This window comes from Komagataeibacter sp. FNDCR2, from assembly GCF_021295395.1.
In the GTDB taxonomy this organism is placed as follows: Bacteria; Pseudomonadota; Alphaproteobacteria; order Acetobacterales; family Acetobacteraceae; genus Komagataeibacter.
Map to the genome: position 1 here is coordinate 2552703 of NZ_JAIWOU010000001.1, position 25977 is coordinate 2578679.

The window sequence follows — 25977 nt, forward strand, 5'->3', positions numbered from 1 at the left end:
CGGCTCAGGTGTTGAGATAGATGGTCTTGGTATCGACATAGGCTTCGAGACCGTACTGGCCATCCTCGCCGCCGATGCCACTGTCGCCATAGCCGTGGTGGAAGCCCTGCGCTGCCTCGCCGCCTTCGCGGTTGACATAGATCTCGCCAAAGTTGAGGTCGTTGGTCAGGCGCATGATGTTCGCGAGGTTCTGCGTGAACAGATAGGCTGACAGCCCATAGCGCGACTTGTTGGCCTGGGTGAGGGCATCATCGAAGTCCCGCACGCGGATCAGGGACAGGACGGGGCCGAACACTTCATTCTGCACAATGTCCATGTCCCCCGATATGTCGGTCAGCAGGGTCGGGGCGTAGAAATTGCCCTTGTCGTAAGCGCCGCCGGTCAGGCGCTTGCCACCCAGTTCGACCTTCGCCCCCTGTTCCACGGCGCGGCGCACCATGTCATCCACCTTTTCCAGTTCGGCGGTGCTGATCTTGGGGCCCATGTCGGTCTTTTCATCCAGCGGGTCGCCGGTCCGGATCTCCGCGATTTTCGCGCGCAGGCGCTCCAGGAAGGCATCATAGACGGCCGTATGCACATAAGTGCGTTCATTGGCCGTGCAGACCTGGCCGCAGTTCATGAACCGCGCGCTGACGGCGGCATTGACCGCCGCGTCCAGATCCGCGTCCTCCATCACGATGAAGGGGGCCTTGCCGCCAAGTTCCAGCCGCACTTCCTTCAGCCCTTCGGATGCGGCGGCCATGATCTTGCGGCCCGCGGGCGTGCTGCCGGTCATGGTGATGAGCTTGGTGATCGGGCTCGTGACCAGCGCATTGCCCACCGTGGCCCCGCCGCCGGTCACGACATTGACGATCCCCTTGGGGAACCCGGCCTCAACCGTCAGTTCGGCCAGCGCCAGGGTGGAGAGCGGCGTCAGTTCATGGGGCTTGATGACAAAGGTGTTCCCGGCGGCCAGCGCCGGACCCAGCTTGCGGGCGGTAAGCGCGAGCGGGAAATTCCACGCGGAAATGCCCGCGACCACGCCATGGGGTATCTTTTCGATCAGGATCTTCTCGCCCGGTCGGCTGCCGGGAATGATGTTGCCTTCCAGCCTGCGCACGTTCTCGGCCGCGAAGCGGATGAGCTGGATGGCGAAATTGACCTCGATCCGGGCTTCCTTCAGCGGCTTGCCGTTTTCGGATGTAATGATGCGGGCCAGTTTTTCCCCGTCGCGCCGGATCAGCTCGATCAGGCGGTACAGGTAATCCGCCCGGTCCGTCGCGACCTGCCGGCTCCATGCGGGAAAGGCGTCCTGCGCGGTGCACAGCGCGCGGGCGACGTCGCCTTCGCCCGCGATGGCGACATGGGCCAGCACATCGCCAGTGGCGGGGTTGCGGATGGTGTCACGTTCGGAATTGTCAGCTTTGGTCCATTCCCCGCCGATGAACAGGTCATAGGTTTTCGGCTCGGCCATTATGGAGTCTCCGTTTCGGGTGATGGGAAAAATTTCGGCGCCCCGGACGCAGTACGTAGCAATGCCCCCCGATCCCGCGGGGGCGGGACGGGGCAGGCGGGCGCGGGGTGGTACGGGTGTTGGGGGAAAGGTAACAGGCGGGGATCAGGACAGGAAGGGGTGGCCTTCATGGGCGACCAGCAGATCATGCATATCGGTTGCGTGTTCTTCTTCTTCCGCAAGGATCTTTTCGAGCATGATGCGCGTTGTGGGGTCATGATCGGCAAAGTAGCGGATCAGTTCACGGTAATGCTCGATCACCAGCCGTTCGGCCACCAGGTTCTGGCGCACCATCTCGATCAGGTTGCCGCCATGGCCGTATTCGGTGGCGGAACGGGTGGCCAGTCCCTCGGGCGAGAGATTGGGCGTGCCGCCCAGCTGGTCGATGCGGTTGGCGGCCCAGAGCATGTGGGCGCGCTCTTCCTTCGCATGGGTCGCGAACTCGCTGGCCACGCTTTCGCTGTTGATGCCCGCCACGGCAATGGAATGCATGGTATAACGCAGGACACAGACAAGTTCGGTGGCCACCACCGTCTGCAACAGCTCGATCGCGGTCTTTACGTTTCCCTGATAGGCCGGGGTCAGCGCGCCTTTCTCGATCGCCTGTTTGGCGCGTGCGCGCAATGTCTGCACATCGGTCAGGAAAGTGTTCTCGACTACATCGGACATGGTCGTCTCCTTGTCTGTTCCCGCATGGCGGGAAGCCCGCACCGGGGTGCGGGCCGTTGCCGGGGTAACGGTCGGAAAGGGGAGGGGGTTCCCCGCCGGGAGGAGGGCCGTGACGACAAAATGGTCATGAATGGCGGAAACCGCGCAAAAAAAACGGAGTTTTCGCTTTTTCAGGCGTTGCCATTCACGGTCAGATCATTATTGATCCGTATTAATAAGACCTATCAGCTTTAAGGATGACTCAACGGCATGGTATCATTCACCGCAGGCCAGTCTGAAAAGCTCCCGCGTCGCGCATTGAGCGAGGAAGCCTATGACCATGTGCGCCGCGGGCTGATCCGCAGCCGTTACCGCTCGGGGGAACGTCTGGTCCTGCGGCCCCTGGCCGCCGAGCTGGGATTGAGCCCGACCCCGGTGCGCGAGGCGCTGCTGCGCCTTGTGTCCGAACATGCGCTGGAACTGAATGATCGCAATACCGCCATCGTTCCCGCCATGACCCAGCGCAGCTTTGCCGAGATTCATGACCTGCGTTCGGATCTGGAAATGCGTCTGGCCGCCGCCGCCGCCCAGAATGCGTCCGACCATGGAATCGAGGCGCTGGTCATTTTGCAAAACCAGTTCATGGACGCCGCGCGCGCATGATGATGGCGGCATGGCCGCCTTCAACGCGGATTTCCACACCACGGTCGCGACCCTGGCCGAACTGCCGCTTACGGCCACCATCCTGCGCAACCTGTGGATGCGCATCGGGCCGATCTACGCGCTCTCGCGGCCCATGCGCCACCTGGAGCATGAGGGGCGCATCCACCCGCATGAGGAACTGATCGCGGCGCTGCGCCAGCGTGACGTGGCGGCGGCACAGGCCGCCGTGGCGCGTGATTTCGAACATGCCCGCCGCTGGATCGAACCCCGGCTGACCTGAATGGCGCGGTCCCGGTCGCGCCGGTGGCCCCTTTCGGGGCGTTCAGGGGCGTTCAGGGGCCTTGAGCTGGGGCACCTCGATGTCGATTTCCAGCATCGAGACGGAGTTGCCGCGGTCCAGCTTGACCTGCACCTTGTCCTGATCGACGGGGATATGCTTCTTGATGACTTCCAGAATCTCGGCATGCAGCTTGGACAGCAGGTCGGATTCGGATGCGTTTCCCGTGCGTTCATGGGCCAGCAGGATCTGGAGCCTGTCACGCGCGACCGGGGCGGATGTCTTGCCGCCACGGCCGAAAAAGGAGCTGAACAGGCTCATCAGTTTCTTCCCTTGAACAGCCGTGCGAACAGGCCCTTGCGCTCGGTCGGCACGGTCACTTCCAGCTTTTCGCCCTCCAGCCTGCGCGCGGCCTCGGCATAGGCGCGGGCGGGCGGGCTGTCGGGGCTGCTCAGGGTCACGGGCGCGCCAAGGTTGGACGCGCGCAGCACTTCCTCGCTTTCGGGAATGATGCCCAGCAGCGGGATGGACAGGATTTCCAGAACATCCTCGATACGCAGCATTTCGCCACGCGCGGCGCGCGCGGGGTCGTAGCGGGTCAGCAGCAGGTGCTTTTCAACCTTGCCGCCGCCCTTGGCCTTCTCGGTCGTGCTGTCGAGCATGCCGATGATCCGGTCACTGTCCCGCACGGACGATACTTCCGGGTTGGTCACGACAATGGCGTAATCCGCGTGGTACATGGCAAGCTGCGCGCCGCGCTCGATCCCGGCGGGACTGTCACAGATTACCCAGTCGAATTTTTCGCGCAGTTCCTGCATCACGCGCGCCACGCCCTCGGCGCTCAGCGCGTCCTTGTCGCGGGTCTGGGATGCGGGAAGGATGGAGAGCGTCTCGATGCGCTTGTCACGGATCAGCGCCTGCGAAAGCTTGGCGTCGCCCTGGATCACGTTGATCAGGTCGAATACGACGCGCCGCTCCGCCCCCATGACAAGGTCGAGATTGCGCAGCCCGACATCGAAATCGACCACAACGACATTCTGCCCGGTCTGTGCCAGTGCCGCGCCCAGCGCCGCGGTTGACGTCGTCTTTCCGACGCCGCCCTTGCCGGATGTGACAACCAGCACTTTTGCCATTGGGGTAGTTCCTTGTCCGCTTTTGGGGGGTGTTTTCTTGTTCATGATCTGATGGATACAGTTGTATGGGTTGGCGCGCGCAGGGCGCAATGGGAATTCAGCACGGTATTGTCAGGTTTTGCGGCCCGCGAATGCGGGCGGCACCAGCGGCTGCACGACAAGTGTGTCATTACTGAGAACGATCTGCGCGGGTTTGTGCACGTAGCGCGGATCCATCTCTTCAGCGGTAATGTAATAGCCGTCAATGGCCAGCAGCTCGGCCTGCATGGACTGGGCGAAGATGCGGGCGTCGGGCTGCCCGTTCATGCCCGCGATGGCCCGCCCGCGCAGCGCGCCATACACATGGATCGACCCGCCCGCCGTCACCTCCGCCCCCGAACCGACGGAACCGACGATGATGATGTCCCCATCGGGGTTCATGATCACCTGGCCGGAGCGGATCGGCTGCTCGATGATCATGGAGGAGCCGCGTGGCGCCTCGGGGGGTGTGGGCGCGCTGTCTTCGGGAATGTCCACCGCGCCCGAGGCGCGGCCCCCCATGAAGCCCGCCGGCCAGTCCCACTGCGCGCAGGCGGGCCATGAGGTATCGCCACCCTCGATGCCGATGATGCGGATGCCGCGCGCGCGCAGCGCGGGGTAGAGTTCGGCCAGTCCCTCGGTCTGTGCATTGAGCAGCGACAGGTCCAGAATGACCGGCTTGCCGGCGAAGAACGTGCTCGAACGCGCGATCTGCGCATCCAGCCCGGCCAGCCAGTCCGCCAGCATGGGTTCGGGGGAAAGCACCAGGGCAAGAAACGACCGCCCGCGTGCGCGGATTTTCGGTGTGGGACGCAGTTCGTCTGGCAACGTGATCCTGTCCTGTATGGTAAGTGGGCGTGTCTGTTTCCAGCTATCGCGCCATGCCGCCCCTGTCGAGGGGTGGATGGCTTTTCACCGCCTGTACGCGGCAGCTTTTCCTTTCATGCGCGTCAGGGCTTGGCGAAGGGCGGCCCAATGCAATAAAGCGGGAACATGCGCATCCTCTACCACCTTCCCCTTTCGCCCTATTCCCGCAAGGTCCGGCTTGTGCTGGGGGAAAAGCGGCTGCCGTTCGAACTCAAGATCGAGCGCGTATGGGAAAACCGCCCCGATTACCTGGACCGCAACCCAGCGGGTACCGTGCCCATGCTACAGGAAGAAAACGGCCTGTGCATTCCGCATTCATGGGTCATCTGCGAATATCTGGAAGAAGCGTATCCGGACACCCCGCTCCTGGGCCGCACGCTGGCCGAACGGGTGGAGGTGCGCAGGCTGGTGGCGTGGTTCGATGAGAAATTCGGCGGTGAAGTCTCGCGCCCCCTGCTCAATGAAAAGGTGCTGAAGCGCATTTCCAAGCGCGGCAACCCCGATGGGGCCGCGCTGCGCGCGGGGTATGCGCATATCCGCGCCCATCTTCCCTATATCGACTGGCTGGCCGAAACGCGGCAGTGGCTGGCGGGCAACATGCTGTCCATGGCGGATTTCGCCGCCGCTTCCCACCTGTCCAGCCTTGATTACCTGGGGGATGTGGACTGGGCGCGCGCCCCCGCCGCCAAGGACTGGTACGCCCGGATCAAGAGCCGCCCGTGTTTCCGCGCACTGCTGCAGGAGCGGGTGACGGGCATCAACCCGCCCGCCCATTACGCGGATCTGGATTTCTGAGTCGATGACAGGCGGGAGAGCCCCCATCCTTGATGCCATCGTCCTGGGCGCGGGGGCCGCGGGCCTTATGGCGGCGGCGACCGCGGGGCAGGCGGGCAGACAGGTGCTGGTGGTGGACCATGCGCCGCAGGCGGGGCGCAAGATCCTCATTTCCGGTGGGGGGCGGTGCAACTTCACCAACATGGATGCGGGGGCGGGGCAGTTCCTGTCCGCCAATCCGCATTTCGCCAAATCGGCGCTGGCGCGCTACACCCCGGCCGATTTCCTCTCCCTTGTCCGCCGCCACCGCATTCCCTGGCACGAAAAGGCGGCGGGCCAGCTGTTCTGTGACCGCTCGGCGCGCGACATCGTGGACATGCTGCTGCGCGAATGCGCGGCGGGGCAGGTGGACATACGCCTGTCGCACCGGATCATCGACGTGGCGCGTGACGGCGCGGGGCTGTACCGGGTCGAGACGGATCACGGGGTTTTCGTGGCGCGCGGGCTGATCGTGGCCACGGGGGGGCTGTCCATTCCCAAGCTGGGCGCCACGGGCCTTGCGCATGATCTCGCGCGCCGGTTCGGCCTGCGGGTCGTGGCGCCGGCCCCCGCACTCGTGCCGCTGACATTCGGCGCGCAGGATCTGGAATGGATGGGGGCGCTGGCCGGGCTGTCGGTCAATGTGGCGATCGGCTGCCACAGCGGGGCGGGACGGCAGGCGCGCCACGTCGTGTTCCGTGATGGCATGGTCTTTACCCACCGGGGCCTGTCCGGTCCCGCCATCCTGCAGGCGTCATCCTACTGGCAGCCGGGACAGGCGCTGGAGATCGACCTGCTGCCCGGCATCGACGCGGGGCGGCGGTTGCTGGAAATCAAGCGCGACCGCCCGCGCGCGGGCGGGGTAGCCATGCTGTCCATGCTGCTGCCGCAGCGCCTGGCCCAGCTTCTGGCGCGGTCCTGCCTGCCCGAAGGGCAGCTTGCAGGCATGCCGGACGCGGTTCTGGCCGGTGTGGCCGGCATGCTTTCGGCATGGCGGCTCAACCCCCATGGCACGGAAGGCTACGTGAAGGCCGAGGTCACGCGCGGTGGCGTGGATACGGATTGCCTCTCCTCACGCGATATGGAGGCGCGGGATGTCCCGGGCCTGTTCATGGTGGGGGAAGCCGTGGACGTGACCGGCTGGCTGGGCGGCTACAACTTCCAGTGGGCGTGGGCCAGTGGCCACGCGGCGGGGCGGGCCGTGGCGGAACGCACGGGCTGATGCTGTTTGCCTCGCAGCCTTTCCTTGTGGTGTTCCTGCCGCTGGTGCTGGGGCTGTATTACGGCGTGGCGGCGTCAAGGGCGGGACGGCAGACGGTGGTGATCGCGGCGTCGGTGCTGTTCTATGGGCTGTGGGACTGGCGGTTCGTGCCGTTCCTGCTGGCGATGGTCGGGTTCAACCAGATGGTTGCCATGGCGTGGGGGCGCTGGCGGCGGCGGGGGTGGCTGGGGTTCGGGATCGCGGCCAATCTCGCGGTGCTGTTCGGCTTCAAATACGCGGACTGGCTGGCCGGTGTGGCCATGGGGCTTGCGGGCCGGGCGCATGCGCCGTGGCCGATCATCCTGCCGCTGGGGCTGTCGTTTTTCGTGTTCCAGAAAATCTCCTATCTGGTTGACCTGGGGCGCGGGCAGGCGCGGGTGTACCGGCTGGCGGATTTCATGGAATTCGTCACCTTCTTCCCCCAGCTCGTGGCGGGGCCGATCGTGCGGCATAACGAACTGATCCCGCAGTTCGACGCCAGCCCGCGCAATGGCGCGATGTGGGAAAACCTTGGCCGGGGTGGCCTGCTGGTGCTGGTCGGGCTGGGCAAGAAGCTGGGTCTGGCCGATACGCTGGGCGCCATGGCCAACCCGGTGTTCGATGCCGCCCATGCGGGGCACCCGCCGGGTCTGGGCAGTGCGTGGCTGGCCGCGACAACCTACATGCTCCAGATCTATTTCGATTTTTCCGGCTATTCGGATATGGCCATCGGCATGGCGCTGATGATGGGCATTCGCCTGCCATTCAATTTCAACGCGCCCTATACGGCCGTGTCCGTGCGGGATTTCTGGCGGCGGTGGCACATGACGCTGTCGCGCTTCCTGCGTGATTACGTCTATATCCCGCTGGGCGGAAATCGCTGCCCCCCGGCGCGGCAGGCCGCCAATGTGGTGGCGACGATGGGGCTGGCGGGAATCTGGCATGGGGCGGGGTGGAATTTCATGCTCTGGGGCCTGCTGCATGGCGGCGCGCTGGCGCTGTCGCATGCATGGACCCGCGCGGGACGCGTGCTGCCATGCTGGGGCGGGCGGGGGCTGACGCTGTTTTTCCTGCTGCTGACATGGGTGGTGTTCCGCGCCGCCGACCTGCCCACGGCGGGACGGATGTTCATGGGGATGGCGGGGCTGGGGGGAATGGGAAAGGTGCTCCTGCCGCACCCGTTGATACTGGCTCTGGCCCTTGGCGTGGCGCTGGTCGGGCCTGCCTCGCAATCGGTCATCATGGACCGGCTGCGGCCCGCGCCATGGCTGGCGGTGGCGGCGGGCGTGGCCTTTGTGCTGCTGGTGTTCCTGGTCGGGGGCAGGCCGCCCGAGCCGTTCATCTATTTCCAGTTCTGACCGCGGCGTTCCGTCGCGAAAAAAGCGGCGCGGGGATTTCTGTTTTCCAGTTCCTTAAACTCCCGCGCGTAGGTTCCCGATGATCGGGGTTCGGGAATTCTGTATGCGAAAGGGGCGGGAACGACATGGCGGAGGGGGCCTGTATTGTTCCGCCGGGACTGGTATTGATACGCGACGCATCCCAATTTGAAGGTGACGGTCCAGCAAAGGGACCGGATACGGTACGGGCAGGAGCATATGGCAGGCAGGCGTGACAGCATGGATGACGGCCCGGGGGATCTGTTCGGGGCGTCCGGGCCGCAGGCGCAGCCGGGCCGGGGGCCGGTGCCGTTTCCACCGCGCGCCACCACGCCCGCCGCGCGCACCCAGCCGCTGGCGGACCGCCTGCGCCCCGCGACGCTGGATGATGTGGTGGGGCAGGACCATCTGCTTGGGCCCCATGGCAGCCTGCGCCAGATGCTCGCGCGCGGCTCGCTCGCCAGCCTGATCCTGTGGGGCGGCCCCGGCGTAGGCAAGACCACCATCGCGCGCCTGCTGGCCGATGCAGCGGGGTTGCGCTTCGTGCAGCTTTCGGCGGTGTTTTCCGGTGTGGCGGACCTCAAGCGCGCGTTCGAGGATGCGCGGCGCACCAGCGCGCAGGGCGGCGGAACGCTTCTGTTCGTGGACGAAATCCACCGCTTCAACCGCGCCCAGCAGGACGGGTTCCTGCCGGTGGTGGAAGATGGCACGGTGGTGCTGGTGGGCGCGACGACGGAAAATCCCTCCTTTGCGCTGAACAGCGCGCTGCTCTCGCGCTGTCAGGTGCTGGTGCTGCACCGGCTGGATGACGCGGCGATGGAGCAGCTCCTGCACCGCGCCGAAACCGCGACCGGCACGCCCCTGCCGCTCACGCCCGAAGCCCGCGCGACCCTGCGCGCCATGGCCGATGGCGACGGGCGCTACCTGCTGAACATGGTCGAGCAGCTTCTGGCCCTGCCGCCACAGGCGCGGCCGCTCGATCCCGCTGGCCTGTCCGGCCTGCTCGCCCGCCGCGCGGCCCTGTATGACAAGGACCGGGAGGAGCATTACAACCTGATCTCGGCGCTGCATAAATCCATGCGCGGCTCCGACCCCGATGCGGCGCTGTACTGGTTCGCCCGCATGCTGGAAGGGGGCGAGGATCCGCGCTACATCGCGCGCCGCCTGACCCGTTTCGCCGCCGAGGACGTGGGCATGGCCGACCCGCACGCCCTGCCGCTGGCCATCGCCGCGTGGGAGACGTTCGAACGCCTCGGCTCGCCCGAGGGGGAACTGGCCCTGGCCCAGCTTGTGGTGCATCTGGCCACCGCGCCCAAGTCCAATGCGGTGTACAAGGGCTACAACATGGCCCGCCGCGCCGCGCGCGCCACCGGCAGCCTCATGCCGCCCGCCCATATCCTGAACGCGCCGACCACGCTCATGAAGGATATCGGCTACGGCAAGGGTTACGAATACGACCATGACGCCGAAGGCGGCATATCGGGCCAGAACTACTTTCCCGACGGCATGCGCCGCCCCCGGCTTTACCAGCCGACCGACCGTGGATATGAGCGCGAAGTGGCGCGACGACTGGACAGTTGGAACAGAGTGCGCGAAAGCCGTGGGTCATGAGTGTCGTTACCCTTACCGTCAGCGATGACGAAGCCGATATCCGCCTGGACCGCTGGTTCCGCAGGCACTACCCCCACCTGACGCAGGGCGCGCTGCAAAAGCTGTGCCGCACGGGGCAGGTGCGTGTGGATGGCGGTCGCGTCACCGCCGCCACGCGCCTTGCGCCCGGCCAGGCGGTGCGCGTGCCGCCCATCCCCAACGCCAGCCGCCCGCCGCCGCTGGCGGCCCGACCGCTGGATGAGCGGCAGGTGCGCGAAATCAACAAGATGGTCCTGTATCGCGATGACCATGTGATCGTGCTGAACAAGCCCGCCGGGATCGCCGTGCAGGGCGGGCCGGGCATCACCCACCATATCGACGCGCTGCTCGATGGCCTGCGCGACAGCCCCGATGACCCGCGCCCCCGGCTCGTCCACCGCATCGACCGCGATACATCGGGCCTCCTGCTCGTGGCGCGCACGCCCGGTGTGGCGGCCAAGCTCGCGGCCGCCTTTCGCGGGCGCGACGTGCGCAAGATCTACTGGGCCGTCGTCGTGGGGCGCCCCAGCCCGGCCACGGGCATCATCGACCAGCCGCTGACCAAGCTTGGCGCGGGGGCGGGCGCCATCAGCGTCGTGGCCGAACGGGGGGATGCGGACGCGGTGCACGCCCTATCGGAATACGAGGTGCTGGACGCGGCGGCGCGCAAGCTGTCATGGCTGGCGCTGTCCCCGCTGACCGGGCGCACCCACCAGCTTCGCGTGCATTGCGAGGCGCTGGGCAACCCCATACTGGGGGATCCGAAATATGGCGGTGACATAGCTCATGTCGCAGGGTTCGTGGACAGGTTACACCTGCATGCCCGCAGGCTGGAACTGCCGCACCCGGCAGGGGGCACGCTGGTGGTCGAGGCGGATCTGCCGCCGCATATGCGCGAGACATTCCGGCAGATCGGGTTTGTCGCCCCCCAGCCCGCGCCCTGCCGGCGTATCTAGGGCAGGGACAGCGGGATAACGGTACAGGACAGGAAGCGAGATGGCACAGAACGGAAATGCGCGACGGATACTGCTGGGTTCCGCCGTGGCCCTGGTAGTGGTGGCTGGCGGGGCGGGTCTTGCGGTCAGGTCCATGCTGGACCCCGATGCGCTGCGCAGCCGAGCCATCGCCGCGATCGAGAAGCAGACCGGCAGGCAGGTGCGCATGGGCGCGCTGGATTTCCATGTCTTCCCCTCCCTTTCGCTGTCGGTGCGTGATGTCGGCCTGTCGGACATGGCGGGCGGGGCCTATACGGACATGCTCACGGCGGACCGGCTGACGGCGCGGCTGGGCCTGATGGCGCTGCTGCACCATGAAATCCAGCTTGAGGGCCTGACGCTCGACCATCCCGTCATCCATCTCGAACGCACGGAGAAGGGGGAGGCCAACTGGCGTCTTTCCCCCACCAGCGCGCAGGCCAACGTCGCGCCGGATACGGCGACGAAACAGGCGGCGTCGGACTGGAAGGTGCAGATCGGCAGCATCCGCGTCACCAATGCCGACCTTGACTGGGATGACCGCCTTTCGGGCAGCAGGGGCAAGGTGGTCGTGGACCGCGTCAACCTGACCGATGTCAGCGGTGAGCAGCCCCGGATCGACGTGGCCGGTCATAATGAGGGCGGCGCCTTCACGCTGGCGGGCCATACCGGCCCGATCACCCTGACCTCCACCGCGCGCGTCGGCTGGCCGGTGGCGTTGCAGGCGACGTTCAGCGCGGGCGGCCAGCCGGTGGGGCAACTGGCGGTCGATGGTTCGGTGGCCGATCCCGACCACATGAAGGGCTACAACATCCGGCTTGATGGCAGTCTCACCACCCTTGCCGCGATCACGGCCGTAGCGCCGGGGCTGGACCTGCCCGATGTGCGCCGCCTGTCGTTCAAGGCCAATGTGGTGGATGGCAGCGCGCCAGACAGCGAAGGCAGCACGCCGCTGTTCAACAGTGTGCACCTGGACACGGGCGCGGTGGATGCGGGGCGGTACATCGCGGGCCTGACGTTGCAGGGCCTGTCGATTGACGCGCCGGGCCCGAAGGATGGCGTCACCATCCGCAGTCAGGGCCAGTGGCAGGGGCAGGGGCTGAAACTTTCGGGCACGCTGGGCTCGCTCCAGCAGGTGGAGACAGCGGTGCTGTCGCATCTGGCCGAGCCGCTGCCGCTCTCGTTCGACCTGTCGGGCGATCCGGGCGCGCTGCGGGTCGCGGGTACGCTGGGTGGTTCGCGCGCGGTGGTGAACGTATCGGCCACGGCGGGGCATCTCCTGTTGCCCAATGGCGCGGCGCTCGACCATCTGGAAGCGTCCTCCCATCTCGTAAGCGAGGATAACGGCGCGCATTTCCAGCTCTCGGACATCGCGGTCAAGAGCACGCAGGCTTCCTTCACCGGGGCGCTGGACCTGTCGGTTCATGGCGGGCATGACGGTGTGCCGCTGCTCAGCGGCGCGCTTGATTCGAGCTGGCTGAACGTGGACGCCCTGATGGGCCAGACGGCAAAGGCCGACGCCACGGGCGGCACCGCGCCCACGCAGGCGAAACCCGGTGATGAGCCGCTGCCTTTCGCCATGCTGCGCAGGCAGGACGTGGACCTGCGCCTGAGCGTGGCGCAGATGGAGTTCGAGGGGGATGAATACCACAACGCGCTGACCCACGTCGTCCTGCGCAACGGGCGGCTGACGATCGACCCCATTCAGGCGCTGGGCACGGGGCGCAGCCTGTCGGGCCAGTTGGAGGTCGATGCATCGGGCAGCGTGCCCACGGTTTCGGGCACGATCGGCACGTTGGTCCTGCCCGCGGGATGGGTGGAGAGCAGGGCCGGCCTGTCGAACATGGTGCAGGGCGCATTGCAGGTTGTCGGTACCCTGCGCGCGCAGGGCAATACCCGCACCGAACTGCGCAACAGCCTGACGGGCCATATGGGCGCGTCCATGGTCAACGGCACGATCAGCGGTACCGCGCTGGGTGAACTGCTGGGTGATGCGGCGCGTGGCGCGCTTGGCACGGGGCCGATCGCCCTGCGCTGCTTCGGCCTGCACATGGCCATGGCCGACGGGCGCGCCAATGTCGATACCATCGGTGTACAGACCAATGCGCTGACACTGACCGGCCACGGCACCGTGGGCATGGTCACGCAGGATCTGGACCTGCATCTGGTGCCGCAGGTCATGATCGGCGGAACCGGGGCCAGCGTGCCGCTGCGTGTGGGCGGCACATTGGCGTCGCCACGGCCCAAGATGGATGGCGGCGCGGACGGGCGTTACGCGATCGGCCTGCTGCTGGGCGGTTCGAACGGCAATGCCGTAGCCGATCCCTGCCCCGCGACGCTGAAGGCCGCGCGGGAAGGGCAGGCCGGCCCCCAGCCCACGACCGCCGCCCCCAAGGGGACGGCCTCCGCCGGGGGCGGGGTTTCCAAACTGCTGGGCAATTCCAAGGGCGCGCCTGATGTGAAGAAGGCGGCGAACCTGCTCAAGGGTCTGGGGATTCTGAAATGATGAAGGAAGGCGTGCGCGTACCCCGGGCCGAAACCCCCGGCACCCGCAAGCGGTTCTGGGCCGAGGCCACAGTCCGCCCCGTGGCCGGGGGGGGCTTCGGCGTTGAACTTGACGGGCGTGGCATCCGCCTGCCCGGCGGCACGGCGCTGTGCGTGCCCTCCGAGACCCTTGCCGGGGCCATCGCGGGGGAATGGGCGCGCGCGGGTGGAAAAAAGGGGGGCGCATTCACCCCCGATGACCTGCCGATGACGCGCATGGCCGGCAGCATGATCGAACGGATCGCGCCTGAACCCGCCGCACAGGTCGCGGCGCTGATGCAGTACGTGGATGGGGAACTGCTGTGCTACCGCGCGGAGCATCCCGCCCGGCTCTGCGCGGCCGAGCGCGAGGAATGGGATCCCCAGCTCGCCTGGCTGCGCGCGCGCCACGGGATCGACATGGCGGTCACGCACGGCATCATGCCGCTGGCGCAGTCCGGGGATGTGCATGCGGCGTGGAATGACGTGCTGGGCAGGCAGGATAACGCGACGCTGGCCGCGCTGGGCGTGATGGTGCCCGCCATGAAAAGTATCGTGCTGGGGCTTGCGGTGGTGACGGGCGCGCTGTCAGCCACCCGTGCGGCGGAGATCGCTACCGTGGGGGAACGCATCCAGATGACGATATGGGGCGAGGACGCCAAGCTGGTTGAGGCCCTGCGCCAGCTTGCGGCGGAGGTGGTTGAGGCCGACCGCTTCATGCACCTGTGTCAGGCGCAGTGAAACGACGACCGTGACGTAAAAAAACAGACGGCCCGGTCATGTGACCGGGCCGTTTTTTTCTGCCTGTTCCCAGGGCGTGGCATTCAGGGCACCAGCACCGTGGCGCTGGCCTGACTGGCGATCCCTTCCTCCCGCCCGGTAAAGCCCAGCCGTTCGGATGTCGTGGCCTTGACCGAAATCCGGTCGATATCCACCTTCAGCAGCTCGGCCAGTCGTGCGCGCATGGCCTCCGAATGCGGGCCGATCTTGGGGCGTTCGCAGATCAGCGTGACATCGGCGTTGACCAGCATGCCGCCGCGCTGGCGGATGCGCTCGCCCGCGTGGATGAGGAAGCGCGCGCTGTCGGCATCCTTCCACTGGTTCTGGCTGGGCGGGAAGTGACGGCCGATATCCCCTTCGGCCAGCGCGCCGTAAATCGCGTCGCACAGGGCGTGAATGCCCACATCCGCATCGGAATGCCCGGCAAGGCCGCGCGTGTGGGGCACGCTCACGCCGCACAGGATCAGGGGGCGGTTCTCGGCAAAGGCATGCACGTCATAGCCGATCCCGGTGCGCGGCAGCAGGGTCGGGCCGATCAGGCGTTCCAGGCGCACCAGATCCTCCTTGTAGGTCAGTTTGATATTGTCTTCCGAACCGGGAACGATGGCGACATGGTGCCCGGCCAGTTCCAGCAGGGCCGCGTCATCCGTCGCATCGGCGGCGGTGGCGGAGCGGTGCAGGTCGTGCAGTATCCCGAAGCGGAAGCCCTGCGGCGTCTGGGCGCGGAACAGGTCGGTGCGGGGCACGGTATCGGTGATGATGCCATCACGCGCGCGCTTGATGGTGTCGGCCACCGGCACGGCGGGAATGGCGCCCGCATGGTGCGCAAGGGCCGCGATCACGCCCTGTGTCACGCTGGCGGGCACGTACGGGCGCGCGCCGTCATGGATCAGCACCAGATCGGGGCGTTCGCCGGCGGGCAGGCGGTCAAGTGCTTCAAGCCCCGCGCTTACGCTGGCCTGGCGCGTATCGCCACCGGGCACGACCGGCAGGACCGCACAGGCTTCGGGGGCGAAACCCTCCAGCGCCGCGCCCAGCAGGGCCGGGTCGCCCACGGGCTGGATCATCGCTACATGAGGGGCAAGGGCATCCGCCGCGTGGCGGATGACGGGCCGGCCGCCGAGCGTGACATACTGCTTGGCGACGGGGGTCGCGGTCTGGGCGCTGTACCGGCTGCCCTGACCCGCGGCGAGAAGAATGGCTGCAACACGCATGATGCGGAGCAATGCGGCCATGTGGCCCGCGCGTCAAGCATTGTGCGGTGACAACCTGCCCGCGCCGCGGCACGAAAATGTTTCCCGAATGCACTGAAGCTGATTGCACGGGGCGGCGGGAGGGGGTATTCTGCCTAAATCATAAGCATTATTGGCGGATATTTTAGCCGGCATGCCCTTTAATGCCGCCGCGGGGGCGGCCGGGAGGCTGGCGGGGAAGCGGGGTTCATGTCGTCTCAACTGCTGTCGCCCATTGACCTGGGGGGTGGGGTCGTCCTGCGGGCGCCGGTCATCCTGGCGCCCATGGCCGGGGTGACCGACCTGCCGTTCCGCAGGCTGGCGCGCAGGCTGGGGGCCGGGCTGGTCGTGTCGGAAATGATCGCGTCCTGGGCCATGGTGCGGGAGAACGAGAACACCCTGCGCATGGCCGAGGTGGCGGATGACGGCCCCAATTCCGTCCAGCTTGCCGGTTGCGACCCCGACGCCATGGGGCAGGCCGCGCGGATCGCGGTCGATCGCGGGGCGGATATCATCGACATCAATTTCGGCTGTCCGGTCAAGAAAGTGGCGGTGGGCCAGCTTGCCGGGTCCGCCCTCATGCGTGATGAAGTCCAGGCCGCGCGCCTGCTCGAAGGGGTGGTCCGCGCCGTTGACGTGCCGGTCACGCTCAAGATGCGCATGGGCTGGGACCATGACAGCCTCAACGCCCCCGCCCTTGCCCGGATTGCACAGGAATCGGGCATCCGGATGGTGACGGTGCACGGGCGCACCCGCCAGCAGTTCTATAACGGCACGGCGGACTGGCATTTCGTGCGCAGGGTGGTCGATGCGGTGTCGCTGCCGGTCATCGTCAATGGGGATATCCTTACGGTGGCGGATGCGCGCGTGGCGCTGGAGCGTTCGGGCGCGCAGGGTGTCATGATCGGCCGTGGCTGCTACGGCCGCCCGTGGTTTCTGGCGCAGGTGGCGCAGGCGCTCATGGAGGGCACGGAGGTGGCCGAGCCCGACCTCGCGGCGGAAAAGGCCATCGTGCTGGAACATTACGGCATGATGATCGACCATTTCGGCGCCCATCCCGGCCTTCGGCTCGCGCGCAAGCATGTCTCATGGTATTCGGCGGGGCTGCCGGGTTCGGCGGGTTTCCGCGCCGCGGTCAACCGGGTCGATACGGTGGACGCCGCCATCGCCATGATCCATGAATTCTACGACCGCCAGATCGCCGCGGGCACCGTGCGCGGCCCGCGCCCTTCGACCGTGGAGGCGGAAAAGGCCGCGGCGCAGGCGGCATGAGGGACAGCCCCATCCCCCCATCGGCCCATGTACCGTGCGCGCCGGACAACGTGACGGGCAATGGCCGGGTCATACTCGATTCGCTGGCGCTGCCGGTCATGGTCGTGCGGGCGGATAACAGCATTGGCTACGTGAACAGCGCGGCGGAACCCTTTTTCGGCATGTCGCGCGCGCATCTGGCGCAGTCGCGGCTGACCGGCATCCTGCCGGAGGACAATCCGCTTTTCCTGCTGATGGAGCAGGTGCGCGCGCAGGACCACACCGTGGTCGAGCATGAGGTCACGCTGGAAAGCCCCCGGCTGTACCGCACCGGTGTTACCGTGCAGGGCGCGCCCGTGCCGGAGGAGCCGGGATCGGTTGTCCTGACATTCCATGATTTTTCAGCCGTGCGGGTGCTGGACCGGCAGCTCACCTTCCGTTCGGCGGCGCGCAGCGTGGCGGGCATGGCGGCCATCCTGGCGCATGAGGTCAAGAACCCGCTTTCGGGCATTCGCGGGGCGGCGCAGCTTCTGGAAACATCGGTGGGCGAGTCCGATCGTGAACTGGCCGTGCTGATTCAGGACGAGGTCAACCGCATCCGCGACCTGGTGGACCGGATGGACATGTTCAGCGACCGCCCGATAGAGCGCAGGCCGGTCAACATCCACCGGGTGCTGGAGCATGTGCGCATGCTCGCGCAGCAGGGGTTCGCGGCGGATATCCGCTTTCACGAAGTCTATGACCCGTCATTGCCGCCGGTATGGGGCAATCGCGACCAGCTGGTGCAGGTGCTGCTCAATCTTGTAAAGAACGCGGCGGAAGCCCTGCACGGCCATGTGGACGGCGCGGCCCCGCCCGAAATCACGCTGACAACCGGCTACCGCCCCGGCATATGGGTATCCACCGGCGGCGGGCAGCGCGTGCAGTTGCCGCTGCTGGTGTCGGTGCGTGACAACGGGCCGGGTATTGCGGAAAACATCCGCCCGCATCTGTTCGAACCCTTCCTTACGACCAAGGCCACGGGCAGCGGGCTGGGGCTGGCGCTTGCGGGCAAGATCGTGGGAGACCACGGCGGCGTGATCGAGGTGGAAAGCCAGCCCGGCTGTACCGAAGTGCTGCTTCACCTGCCTGTTGTGACTGAGGAGTGGGGCGCGTCGTGAACCGCCCCGTGCCGGATCTGAGAGATTTATAGCGTATGTCGCTACCGACCATTCTTGTCGCGGATGATGACCGTTCCATCCGCACGGTACTGAGCCAGGCGCTGGGGCGCGGGGGCTATCAGGTGCGCGCCACCGCGCAGGCCGCCACCCTGTGGCAATGGATAGAGGAAGGCGAGGGCGACCTCGTGATTACCGATGTCGTGATGCCCGATGAAAACGGGCTGGACCTGATCCCGCGCATCCGGCGTATCCGCCCCGACCTGCGGGTCGTGGTCATGAGCGCGCAGTCCACGCTCATGACGGCGGTGAAGGCGACCCAGCGCGGCGCGTTCGAATACCTGCCCAAGCCCTTTGACCTCAAGGAAGTGCTGGCGCTGGTGGCCCGCGCGCTGGCCACGCCCGCCACCCCCGTCACCCCCATGGCGGCCCCCGCGCCCGACGAGCAGATGTCGCTGATCGGGCGTTCGGTCGTGATGCAGGACATCTACCGCATCATCGCCCGGCTCACGACATCGGACCTGACCGTCATGATCGGGGGCGAGAGCGGAACCGGCAAGGAACTGGTGGCGCGCGCCCTGCATGAATACGGGCGCAGGCGCACGGGGCCGTTTGTCGCGATCAACATGGCGGCCATTCCGCGCAACCTGATCGAGAGCGAACTGTTCGGCCATGAGCGCGGCGCCTTCAGCGGGGCGACCAACCGTGTCGCGGGCCGTTTCGAGCAGGCGGCGGGCGGCACGCTGTTCCTTGATGAGATCGGGGACATGCCGCCCGAGGCCCAGACCCGGCTGCTGCGCGTGCTGCAGGATGGCGAATTCACGACAGTAGGCGGCACCACGCCCATCCGCGCCAATGTGCGCATCATCGCCGCCACCCATCGCGACCTGCGGCAGGCCATCCGCGCGGGCACCTTCCGCGAGGACCTGTACTACCGCCTGAACGTGGTGCCCATGCGCCTGCCCCCCCTGCGTGAGCGGGTGGAGGACATCCCCCTCCTGGCGCGTCATTTCCTGAACATGAACGCCCATGACAGCGGCATGATCCGCGTGCTGGACGAGGAGGCGGTGACCCGCCTGCAGGGCTATCGCTGGCCGGGAAACGTGCGTGAGCTTGAAAACCTCATGTGCCGGATCATCGCGCTGCATCCGCAGGAACATATCGGCGCGGACATCATTGACGCCGAACTGAACGAATCCGGCGGCGCGCTGGCCGGGGCGGAGGGCGAAGGCGGCGGGGCGGGCGAGACCCTGTCCGAAGCCGTGACCCGCCACCTGCGGCGCTTCCTGTCTTCCGGGCAGGACGGGATGCCCATGAGCGATATTTACGACAAGGTCATCGCCGAGGTCGAACGCCCGCTGATTTCCATGACCCTGTCCGCCACGCGCGGCAACCAGATCCGCGCCGCCGCCATGCTGGGGCTGAACCGCAACACGTTGCGCAAGAAGATACGGGATCTGGACATCCCGGTGGTGCGCGGCGGCGCATGAGCGCAGGGGACACACCGCGCCCCGGTCCCGCCTACCGGCTGGCGCGGCGCATGCTGGACATGCTGGTGCGCCGCAATGTGGCGCTGGTGCTGGTGCTTCTGGCGCTGGTGCTGGGGGTCGCGACCTTCGTGGTGCTGTCGGGGGGGCGTTCGCTTGCGCACCATCCGCAGATTCAGGCGCTGGTCTTTGTCCTGAACTTCCTTGTGCTGCTGCTGCTCGCGACCTCGCTGACCGAAAAGGTCGGGCGCGTGCTGGCCGAACGGCGCAGCGGGCTGGCGGGCGCGCGGCTGCATGTGCGGCTGGTGACGCTGTTCGGCATCGTGGCGGTCGCGCCGACCATCGTGGTGGGCATCTTCGCGGCCGTGTTCTTTCACTACGGCATCCAGATCTGGTTCAGCGACCGGGTCAACACCGCGCTGAACGAGGCGCTGGAAACATCGCGCGGCTACCTGCAGGAACATAACGCCAATATCCGCACGGAAGCCTTCTCGCTGGCCAACTACCTTGTCAGCGCGCAGAACGGCCTGTCCGGTTCGGGGGGGGACCTGCTGCATGATTCGGATGCGCTGTCGCAGGTGCTGGATTCGCAGGCGACCCTGCGCGGGCTGGATGTGGCGGTGGTGTACGACCCGTTCACCAACACGGTGGTCGCGTCCGGCGGGCTGATGGGGCGCACGGCCAACCTGCGCGACCTGCCGCCGCCGGCCGCGACCCTCATGGCGCGGACCAATGAAATCGCCATCCTGGATTCGGCGGATGAAAAGACCGTCCGCGCCGTGGTCACGCTGGGCGATACGCCCCCGCTCATGCTCATGATCGCACGCCCGGTCGATCCCGACATCCTCGAACACATGCACCGCACCGAGCAGGTGGTAGCCGACTACCAGCGCCTGAACGGCAACCGCGCCAAGATCCAGTTCACCTTCGTGCTGATCTTCGCCCTTGTCGCCGTGCTGGTGCTGGGGGCCGCGATCCTGATCGGGCTCATGCTCGCCAACCAGATCGTCCGCCCGCTGGGGCTGCTCATCCTGGCTTCCGAGCGGGTGAGCAAGGGCATGCTGGACAGCAACGTGCCCGAAGGCGACCGTGATGACGAGGTCTCCAGCCTGTCACGCGCCTTCAACCGCATGACCACCCAGCTTGCCACCCAGCGCGCGGAACTGGTCAACGCCACCAACCAGATCAATGAACGCCGCCGCTTTACCGAAGCCGTGCTGGCTGGCGTATCGGCGGGTGTGATCGGGCTGGACTCCCAGCGCATGATCGAACTGCCCAACCGGGCGGCCAGCGTGCTGCTGCACCGCGACATGGCCGCCAGCGTGGGCCGTCCGCTGATCGAGGTGGTGCCCGAACTGACCGGCATGCTCGACCGCATCGCCCATGACGGCGCACGTGAACTGACGGGCGAGGTGCAGGTGCTGGCGGGCGGGCGGGCCTGCACCCTGCTGGTCCGAATCGGCGCGGAAATGCAGAGCACCATGACCGGCGATTTCGCTGACGGATATGTGGTCACATTTGACGACATAACAGCCTTGCAGGTAGCGCAGCGCAAGGCCGCGTGGGCGGACGTGGCGCGGCGCATCGCCCATGAGATCAAGAACCCGCTCACCCCCATCCAGCTCGCGGCCGAACGGCTCAAGCGCCGCTTCCTGCGCGAGATCGCATCCGACCCCGATACCTTCGCCCAGTGCGTGGACACGATCATCCGCCACGTGGGCGATATCGGGCGCATGGTGGATGAATTTTCCGCCTTCGCGCGCATGCCGCAGCCGGTCATGCGTGTGGAGGACCTCTCACGCATCGTGCGCGAGGCGCTGATCCTGCAACGCAACGCCCACCCCGAAATCCGCTACGAGGTCAGCCTGCCCGACCGGGGGCCACTGGTGAACTGTGACCGCAGGCTGGTGGGCCAGGCGCTGACCAACCTGTTGCAGAACGCGGCCGACGCCATCGCCATGCGCCCCCCGCGTGAGGCGGCGGGCGGGGATGGCGTGATCGGCACGATCCGTATTACATTGAGCCATAATGGCCCGAACGTCGTGCTTGCCATCGCGGATGACGGTATCGGGCTGCCAGTCGAGGACCGCGCCCGACTGACCGAGCCGTATGTGACCCACAAGCCCAAGGGAACCGGCCTGGGCCTTGCGATCGTCAAGAAGATTCTTGAGGATCATGGCGGAAGCATCGGGCTTGAGGACCGCGCCGGAGGCAGGGGAGCTGTGTCGACGTTGATTTTGCCGATAAAGGACGACCATGGGGCATGAAATCCTGATCGTTGATGACGAGCCGGATATACGGCTTCTTATCGAGGGCATTCTGGCCGATGAGGGATACGAGACCCGGCTCGCGGCCGATTCCGATTCCGCCATCGCCGCTTTCAGGGAACGTCGGCCCGCGCTTGTCGTGCTGGACGTGTGGCTTCAGGGGTCGCGGCTTGACGGGCTGGGCATCCTCAACGTCCTGCACAAGGAGGAGCCGTCCATCCCGGTCATCATGATCTCGGGGCACGGGACGATCGAGACCGCCGTGGCCGCCCTCCAGCACGGCGCGTATGACTTTATCGAAAAACCCTTTCAGGCCGACCGGCTGCTTGTGGTGGTGCGGCGCGCGCTCGAGGCCTCGCGCCTTGCGCGTGAAAACGCGGAACTGCGCCTGCGCGTGGGCTCCAGCACGGTGCTGGAGGGCCGCAGCGTCGCCATCGCCGCCGTGCGCAACCAGATCGACCGCGTGGCGCCCACCGGCTCGCGCGTGCTGATTTCCGGCGCGGCGGGCACGGGCAAGGAAGTGGCGGCGCGGATGATCCACGCCAGTTCCCGCCGGGCGGAGGGGCCATTCATCGCCCTGAACTGCGCCACACTCGCGCCCGGCCGGTTTGAAGAAGAGCTTTTCGGCATCGAGGGCGGGGAAAACGGTGCCGGCCGGCGCACCGGCGTGCTTGAGCGCGCCCATGGCGGCACGCTCCTGCTGGATGAAGTGTCGGATATGCCGCTGGAAACGCAGGGCAAGATCGTGCGGGCGCTGCAGGACCAGACCTTCGAGAGGCTGGGCGGCGCGCGGCGGGTCAAGGTGGATGTGCGCGTGCTGGCGACCACCAACCGTGATCTCCAGTCCGAGATCGCGCTGGGGCGCTTCCGCGAGGATCTGTACTACCGGCTTGCCGTCGTGCCGCTGCGCATTCCCGGCCTGCGCGAACGGCGCGAGGACATACCCGAACTGGCGCGCATGTTCCTTGACCGCGCGGCCGAGAACGCGGGCCTGCCGCTGCGCGAACTGTCGGGCGATGCGATTGCGGCGCTGCAGAGCTATGAATGGCCCGGCAACGTGCGCGAACTGCGCAATCTCATGGAGCGGCTGCTGATCATGATGCCGGGCAACAGCTCGGATCCCATACGGGCCGACATGCTGCCCTCCACCGTGGGGGATGGCGCGCCCGCGCTGCTCAAGTTCGATTCTGACGAGGATGTGATGAGCCTTCCCCTGCGGGAAGCGCGCGACCTGTTCGAGACCCAGTACCTGCAGGCGCAGCTCCTGCGCTTTGGTGGAAATATCAGCCGGACCGCGGGATTTGTGGGGATGGAGCGCAGTGCGCTGCATCGCAAGCTCAAGCAGCTTGGCGTCACGTCCGAGGACCGCAACGCCGGATGAGCTTTTGCCCACTGCGCGCATGACTGCTACACAACGAACTGTGATACGGATGGTGGCAACGCCGTAGCATGACACGCGACTGTGCCGTGTAAGTCCGCCCAACAAGCAACAAGTAAGGCCCTGCCGTGGCAAAAGAACCTTCACAGAATGTACAGGACGTCTTTCTCAACCACGTCCGCCGGTCGAAAACGCCGGTCACCATTTTCCTCGTCAACGGTGTCAAGCTTCAGGGCATCATAACGTGGTTTGACAACTTCTCCGTCCTGCTGCGGCGCGACGGGCATACCCAGCTTGTCTACAAGCACGCGATCAGCACGGTCATGCCGGCCACGCCGGTCAGCCTGTTCGAACCCCCGGCCGAGACCGAAGACACACCGGAGCGCGCGGTGACGGATGGCAACCCGTCGTGACGGCGGGGGTGCCCCCTGCTTCGGCCACGCGCGCGGCCGTCATCCTGCCGTGGGAACGTCCTGACCGCCATGACGACGCCCGCGCCGCCGAGGCCCGGCTGGAGGAAGCGGTAGGTCTGGCCGCCTCCATCGGGCTGGTCGTGGTCTGCCAGGCGGTGCTGCTGCTGCGCGCGCGCAAGCCCGCCACCCTGCTGGGGACGGGGCAGGTCGATTCGCTCAAGGAGACGGTCAAGGCCGACAACATCACCGTCGTCATCATCGATTCCCGCCTGACCCCGGTGCAGCAGCGCAACCTTGAGCGCGCGCTGGGCTGCAAGGTGATCGACCGGACCGCGCTGATCCTTGACATCTTTGGCGAACGCGCGGCCACGCGTGAGGGCACGCTCCAGGTCGAGCTTGCGCATCTGGAATACCAGCGCAGCCGCCTTGTGCGGACATGGACGCATCTTGAACGCCAGCGCGGTGGTTTCGGCTTCCTCGGCGGCCCCGGCGAGACCCAGATCGAGGCCGACCGCCGCATGATCGGCGACCGGATCGTGCGCCTCAAGCGCGAGCTGGAGCAGGTCCGCCGCACCCGTGGCCTGCACCGGCAGGCGCGCCGCCGCGTGCCGTTCCCCATCGTCGCACTGGTGGGCTACACCAATGCGGGCAAGTCCACCCTGTTCAATGCGCTGACCGGGGCCAGCGTTTATGCGCAGGACCAGCTTTTCGCGACACTCGACCCGACCATGCGCAGCATCCAGCTTCCATCGGGGCGGCGGGTCATCCTGTCGGACACGGTGGGGTTCATCAGTGACCTGCCGACCGAACTGATCGCCGCCTTCCGCGCGACGCTGGAGGAAGTGGCGGAAGCCGACATCATCCTGCACGTGCGCGATGTCGCCCACCCCGACAGCGCATCGCAGCGCGACGACGTGATCGAGGTGCTGGAGGGCATGGCCCGCAACGGCACGATCGAGCCGGACTGGCAGTCCCGCGTGATCGAGGTGCTGAACAAGGCCGACCTGGTGGGCGGGCGCGACGCGGTGGGCGCGCGTCCGGGCAATGTAGTCATCTCGGCCATTACCGGCGACGGCCTGCCCGAACTGCTGGCCGCGATTGACGAACGCATGACGCGCACGATGGAAGTCGCCGCCTACCGCGTGCCGCTGGCGCAGGGGGCGGCCATGGCGTGGCTGTACGAGCATGGCGAAGTGACGGAGCGCACGGACGGGGAGGACGGGGCCGAGATGACCGTCCGGCTTTCCCCCGCCAATCGCGCACGTTTCGAACTCCAGTTCGGCGCCATGGTGACCTGCCTGCGCGACTGAGCACCCGGCCGCGCACTGACTGTCCTGTGACCATGGGCGGGGTGGAAAATGCGCCGCCACGGGCGCATGGAAGATGGTGGCGGAAGACGGCTTCGGCAGGCCCCCCTCCGGACGAACCCGGAGGGCCGGGCCCCGGCGGCGGACCTTTTGAAACGGTCTTCATGGGACAGTAGCGCGACGGAGGCGGCAATGACGGAACGGATCACCCTGGCGGACATGCACATGGTGGTGGCCATGATGCGGGCGGCGGCGAAGCGCCATGTCATGCCGTTCTTCCGCTGTCTCGACCGTGCCGATATCCGTAACAAGACCGGCCCGCTTGATATCGTGACCGTGGCGGACGAAGCCGCCGAGCGTGACCTGACGGAGGCCCTGCGCGCGGCATGGCCCGACGCGCTGGTGGTGGGGGAGGAAGCGGTCGCGGCCAACCCGCGTCTGCTGGATGGCCTGGCCACGGCGGCGCTGGCCTTCGTGATCGATCCGATCGACGGCACGGCGAATTTCGCCGCCGGGGTGCCGCTGTTCGGGGTCATGGTTTCGGTGGTGTCGCATGGGCAGGTTATCGGGGGCGCGATTGTCGATCCGGTATGCGACGTGGCGGTTCTGGCCGCGCGCGGCCACGGCGCGTGGCTTCAGGACACCCATGGGGCCGACCGTCGGCTGCATGTGGCCCCGGCTGTTCCGCCGCGTGAAATGTCGGGCAATGCCTCATGGCGCTACCTGCCGCCGCCGCTGCGCGAAATGGTGACGCGCAACCTGCCCAAGGTGGCGGGATCATGGGATTTCCGCTGTGCCGCGCATGAATACCTGATGCTGGTGGACGGGCGCTGCCATTTCCTGCTGTTCAACCGCACCCTGCCTTGGGACCATCTGGCCGGATGGCTGATCCATGCCGAGGCCGGGGGCTACGCCGCCCGTTTCGATGGCACGTCCTACCGCGTGACGGATCACGGCGGCGGGCTGCTTTACGCGCCGGACCGGGCAAGCTGGCAGGCGCTGCATGACCTGCTGTTCGCCACGGCCTGAAGCGCGGGGCGTTCTGGCCGGCT

21 protein-coding genes and 1 pseudogene are annotated in these 25977 nt (G+C 66.8%); 16 read left to right on the plus strand and 6 right to left on the minus strand.

Annotation, left to right across the window (positions count from 1 at the left end):
* Nucleotides 1–4: 4 nt before the first annotated feature.
* Nucleotides 5–1453 (minus strand): aldehyde dehydrogenase, encoded by a 1449-nt coding sequence (aldA, locus tag LDL28_RS12165; RefSeq protein WP_233058780.1) that lies wholly within the window; start codon nucleotides 1451–1453, stop codon nucleotides 5–7.
* Between the two features lie 144 nt (nucleotides 1454–1597).
* Nucleotides 1598–2161, minus strand: a complete 564-nt coding sequence (locus LDL28_RS12170; RefSeq protein WP_233058781.1) for a bacterioferritin — start codon at nucleotides 2159–2161, stop codon at nucleotides 1598–1600.
* Nucleotides 2162–2410: 249 nt separating this feature from the next.
* On the opposite strand from LDL28_RS12170, the pseudogene LDL28_RS15720 reads away from it, so the two are divergent.
* Nucleotides 2411–3083 (plus strand): annotated as a pseudogene (locus tag LDL28_RS15720) (GntR family transcriptional regulator).
* Nucleotides 3084–3125: 42 nt separating this feature from the next.
* Here the strand turns inward: LDL28_RS15720 and minE are convergent.
* The 3 genes from minE to minC all read right to left on the minus strand — a co-directional run bounded on the left by minE (nucleotide 3126) and on the right by minC (nucleotide 5059).
* Complete coding sequence (minE, locus tag LDL28_RS12185) at nucleotides 3126–3401, minus strand: cell division topological specificity factor MinE (RefSeq protein WP_233058784.1); 276 nt, start codon at nucleotides 3399–3401, stop codon at nucleotides 3126–3128.
* Nucleotides 3401–4213 carry a septum site-determining protein MinD gene (minD, locus tag LDL28_RS12190; protein ID WP_233058785.1) on the minus strand — a complete coding sequence of 271 codons (813 nt, stop codon included), beginning with the start codon at nucleotides 4211–4213 and terminating at the stop codon, nucleotides 3401–3403. The genes minE and minD overlap by 1 nt, the downstream gene beginning before the upstream one ends.
* A 111-nt stretch (nucleotides 4214–4324) precedes the next feature.
* A complete protein-coding gene (minC, locus tag LDL28_RS12195) occupies nucleotides 4325–5059 on the minus strand; it encodes a septum site-determining protein MinC (RefSeq protein WP_233058786.1) in 735 nt (244 codons plus the stop codon).
* A gap of 165 nt (nucleotides 5060–5224) precedes the next feature.
* On the opposite strand from minC, the gene LDL28_RS12200 reads away from it, so the two are divergent.
* The 7 genes from LDL28_RS12200 to LDL28_RS12230 all read left to right on the plus strand — a co-directional run bounded on the left by LDL28_RS12200 (nucleotide 5225) and on the right by LDL28_RS12230 (nucleotide 14394).
* A complete protein-coding gene (locus tag LDL28_RS12200) occupies nucleotides 5225–5893 on the plus strand; it encodes a glutathione S-transferase family protein (RefSeq protein WP_233058787.1) in 669 nt (222 codons plus the stop codon).
* Nucleotides 5894–5897: 4 nt separating this feature from the next.
* Nucleotides 5898–7133, plus strand: a complete 1236-nt coding sequence (locus LDL28_RS12205; RefSeq protein ID WP_233058788.1) for an NAD(P)/FAD-dependent oxidoreductase — start codon at nucleotides 5898–5900, stop codon at nucleotides 7131–7133.
* Entirely contained in the window at nucleotides 7133–8509 is a 1377-nt protein-coding gene (locus LDL28_RS12210) for an MBOAT family protein (RefSeq protein ID WP_233058789.1), read from the plus strand. Before LDL28_RS12205 ends, LDL28_RS12210 begins: the two co-directional genes overlap by 1 nt.
* 237 nt (nucleotides 8510–8746) lie before the next feature.
* A complete protein-coding gene (locus tag LDL28_RS12215; protein WP_233058790.1) occupies nucleotides 8747–10138 on the plus strand; it encodes a replication-associated recombination protein A in 1392 nt (463 codons plus the stop codon).
* Nucleotides 10135–11112, plus strand: a complete 978-nt coding sequence (locus LDL28_RS12220; RefSeq protein WP_233058791.1) for an RluA family pseudouridine synthase — start codon at nucleotides 10135–10137, stop codon at nucleotides 11110–11112. The genes LDL28_RS12215 and LDL28_RS12220 overlap by 4 nt, the downstream gene beginning before the upstream one ends.
* Nucleotides 11113–11152: 40 nt before the next feature.
* Complete coding sequence (locus LDL28_RS12225; RefSeq protein WP_233058792.1) at nucleotides 11153–13636, plus strand: AsmA family protein; 2484 nt, start codon at nucleotides 11153–11155, stop codon at nucleotides 13634–13636.
* Complete coding sequence (locus LDL28_RS12230; protein WP_233058793.1) at nucleotides 13633–14394, plus strand: ATP12 family chaperone protein; 762 nt, start codon at nucleotides 13633–13635, stop codon at nucleotides 14392–14394. The genes LDL28_RS12225 and LDL28_RS12230 overlap by 4 nt, the downstream gene beginning before the upstream one ends.
* Before the next feature lie 83 nt (nucleotides 14395–14477).
* Here LDL28_RS12230 and ispF read toward each other — a convergent pair whose 3' ends face one another.
* Nucleotides 14478–15647 carry a 2-C-methyl-D-erythritol 2,4-cyclodiphosphate synthase gene (gene ispF / locus LDL28_RS12235; protein WP_370636391.1) on the minus strand — a complete coding sequence of 390 codons (1170 nt, stop codon included), beginning with the start codon at nucleotides 15645–15647 and terminating at the stop codon, nucleotides 14478–14480.
* A gap of 228 nt (nucleotides 15648–15875) precedes the next feature.
* Between ispF and dusB the strand changes: the two genes are divergently transcribed.
* The 8 genes from dusB (at nucleotide 15876) to LDL28_RS12275 (ending at nucleotide 25954) form a co-directional block, all read left to right on the plus strand.
* Nucleotides 15876–16937 (plus strand): tRNA dihydrouridine synthase DusB, encoded by a 1062-nt coding sequence (gene dusB, locus LDL28_RS12240; protein ID WP_233058795.1) that lies wholly within the window; start codon nucleotides 15876–15878, stop codon nucleotides 16935–16937.
* Complete coding sequence (locus tag LDL28_RS12245; protein WP_233058796.1) at nucleotides 16934–18076, plus strand: nitrogen regulation protein NR(II); 1143 nt, start codon at nucleotides 16934–16936, stop codon at nucleotides 18074–18076. The genes dusB and LDL28_RS12245 overlap by 4 nt, the downstream gene beginning before the upstream one ends.
* A 35-nt stretch (nucleotides 18077–18111) precedes the next feature.
* The gene (gene ntrC, locus LDL28_RS12250; RefSeq protein WP_233058797.1) at nucleotides 18112–19563 is read left to right on the plus strand and encodes a nitrogen regulation protein NR(I); all 1452 of its coding nucleotides are present in this window, start codon (nucleotides 18112–18114) and stop codon (nucleotides 19561–19563) included.
* A complete protein-coding gene (locus tag LDL28_RS12255) occupies nucleotides 19560–21827 on the plus strand; it encodes a PAS domain-containing sensor histidine kinase (protein WP_233058798.1) in 2268 nt (755 codons plus the stop codon). The genes ntrC and LDL28_RS12255 overlap by 4 nt, the downstream gene beginning before the upstream one ends.
* Nucleotides 21817–23208 carry a sigma-54 dependent transcriptional regulator gene (locus LDL28_RS12260; RefSeq protein WP_233058799.1) on the plus strand — a complete coding sequence of 464 codons (1392 nt, stop codon included), beginning with the start codon at nucleotides 21817–21819 and terminating at the stop codon, nucleotides 23206–23208. Before LDL28_RS12255 ends, LDL28_RS12260 begins: the two co-directional genes overlap by 11 nt.
* A gap of 125 nt (nucleotides 23209–23333) precedes the next feature.
* Nucleotides 23334–23618 carry an RNA chaperone Hfq gene (gene hfq / locus LDL28_RS12265; RefSeq protein WP_025813097.1) on the plus strand — a complete coding sequence of 95 codons (285 nt, stop codon included), beginning with the start codon at nucleotides 23334–23336 and terminating at the stop codon, nucleotides 23616–23618.
* Nucleotides 23615–24928 (plus strand): GTPase HflX, encoded by a 1314-nt coding sequence (gene hflX, locus LDL28_RS12270; protein ID WP_233058800.1) that lies wholly within the window; start codon nucleotides 23615–23617, stop codon nucleotides 24926–24928. Before hfq ends, hflX begins: the two co-directional genes overlap by 4 nt.
* 189 nt (nucleotides 24929–25117) lie before the next feature.
* Nucleotides 25118–25954 carry an inositol monophosphatase family protein gene (locus tag LDL28_RS12275; protein ID WP_233058801.1) on the plus strand — a complete coding sequence of 279 codons (837 nt, stop codon included), beginning with the start codon at nucleotides 25118–25120 and terminating at the stop codon, nucleotides 25952–25954.
* Nucleotides 25955–25977: the final 23 nt, after the last annotated feature.

What these genes read in the sequence shown, in the direction of transcription:
- aldA (WP_233058780.1), bottom strand. Translation starts at nt 1,453, where the DNA reads ATGGCCGAGCCGAAAACCTATGACCTGTTCATCGGCGGGGAATGGACC.
- LDL28_RS12170 (WP_233058781.1), bottom strand. Translation starts at nt 2,161, where the DNA reads ATGTCCGATGTAGTCGAGAACACTTTCCTGACCGATGTGCAGACATTG.
- minE (WP_233058784.1), bottom strand. Translation starts at nt 3,401, where the DNA reads ATGAGCCTGTTCAGCTCCTTTTTCGGCCGTGGCGGCAAGACATCCGCC.
- minD (WP_233058785.1), bottom strand. Translation starts at nt 4,213, where the DNA reads ATGGCAAAAGTGCTGGTTGTCACATCCGGCAAGGGCGGCGTCGGAAAG.
- LDL28_RS12200 (WP_233058787.1), top strand. Translation starts at nt 5,225, where the DNA reads ATGCGCATCCTCTACCACCTTCCCCTTTCGCCCTATTCCCGCAAGGTC.
- LDL28_RS12205 (WP_233058788.1), top strand. Translation starts at nt 5,898, where the DNA reads ATGACAGGCGGGAGAGCCCCCATCCTTGATGCCATCGTCCTGGGCGCG.
- LDL28_RS12210 (WP_233058789.1), top strand. Translation starts at nt 7,133, where the DNA reads ATGCTGTTTGCCTCGCAGCCTTTCCTTGTGGTGTTCCTGCCGCTGGTG.
- LDL28_RS12215 (WP_233058790.1), top strand. Translation starts at nt 8,747, where the DNA reads ATGGCAGGCAGGCGTGACAGCATGGATGACGGCCCGGGGGATCTGTTC.
- LDL28_RS12220 (WP_233058791.1), top strand. Translation starts at nt 10,135, where the DNA reads ATGAGTGTCGTTACCCTTACCGTCAGCGATGACGAAGCCGATATCCGC.
- LDL28_RS12225 (WP_233058792.1), top strand. Translation starts at nt 11,153, where the DNA reads ATGGCACAGAACGGAAATGCGCGACGGATACTGCTGGGTTCCGCCGTG.
- LDL28_RS12230 (WP_233058793.1), top strand. Translation starts at nt 13,633, where the DNA reads ATGATGAAGGAAGGCGTGCGCGTACCCCGGGCCGAAACCCCCGGCACC.
- ispF (WP_370636391.1), bottom strand. Translation starts at nt 15,647, where the DNA reads ATGCGTGTTGCAGCCATTCTTCTCGCCGCGGGTCAGGGCAGCCGGTAC.
- dusB (WP_233058795.1), top strand. Translation starts at nt 15,876, where the DNA reads ATGTCGTCTCAACTGCTGTCGCCCATTGACCTGGGGGGTGGGGTCGTC.
- LDL28_RS12245 (WP_233058796.1), top strand. Translation starts at nt 16,934, where the DNA reads ATGAGGGACAGCCCCATCCCCCCATCGGCCCATGTACCGTGCGCGCCG.
- ntrC (WP_233058797.1), top strand. Translation starts at nt 18,112, where the DNA reads ATGTCGCTACCGACCATTCTTGTCGCGGATGATGACCGTTCCATCCGC.
- LDL28_RS12255 (WP_233058798.1), top strand. Translation starts at nt 19,560, where the DNA reads ATGAGCGCAGGGGACACACCGCGCCCCGGTCCCGCCTACCGGCTGGCG.
- LDL28_RS12260 (WP_233058799.1), top strand. Translation starts at nt 21,817, where the DNA reads ATGGGGCATGAAATCCTGATCGTTGATGACGAGCCGGATATACGGCTT.
- LDL28_RS12275 (WP_233058801.1), top strand. Translation starts at nt 25,118, where the DNA reads ATGACGGAACGGATCACCCTGGCGGACATGCACATGGTGGTGGCCATG.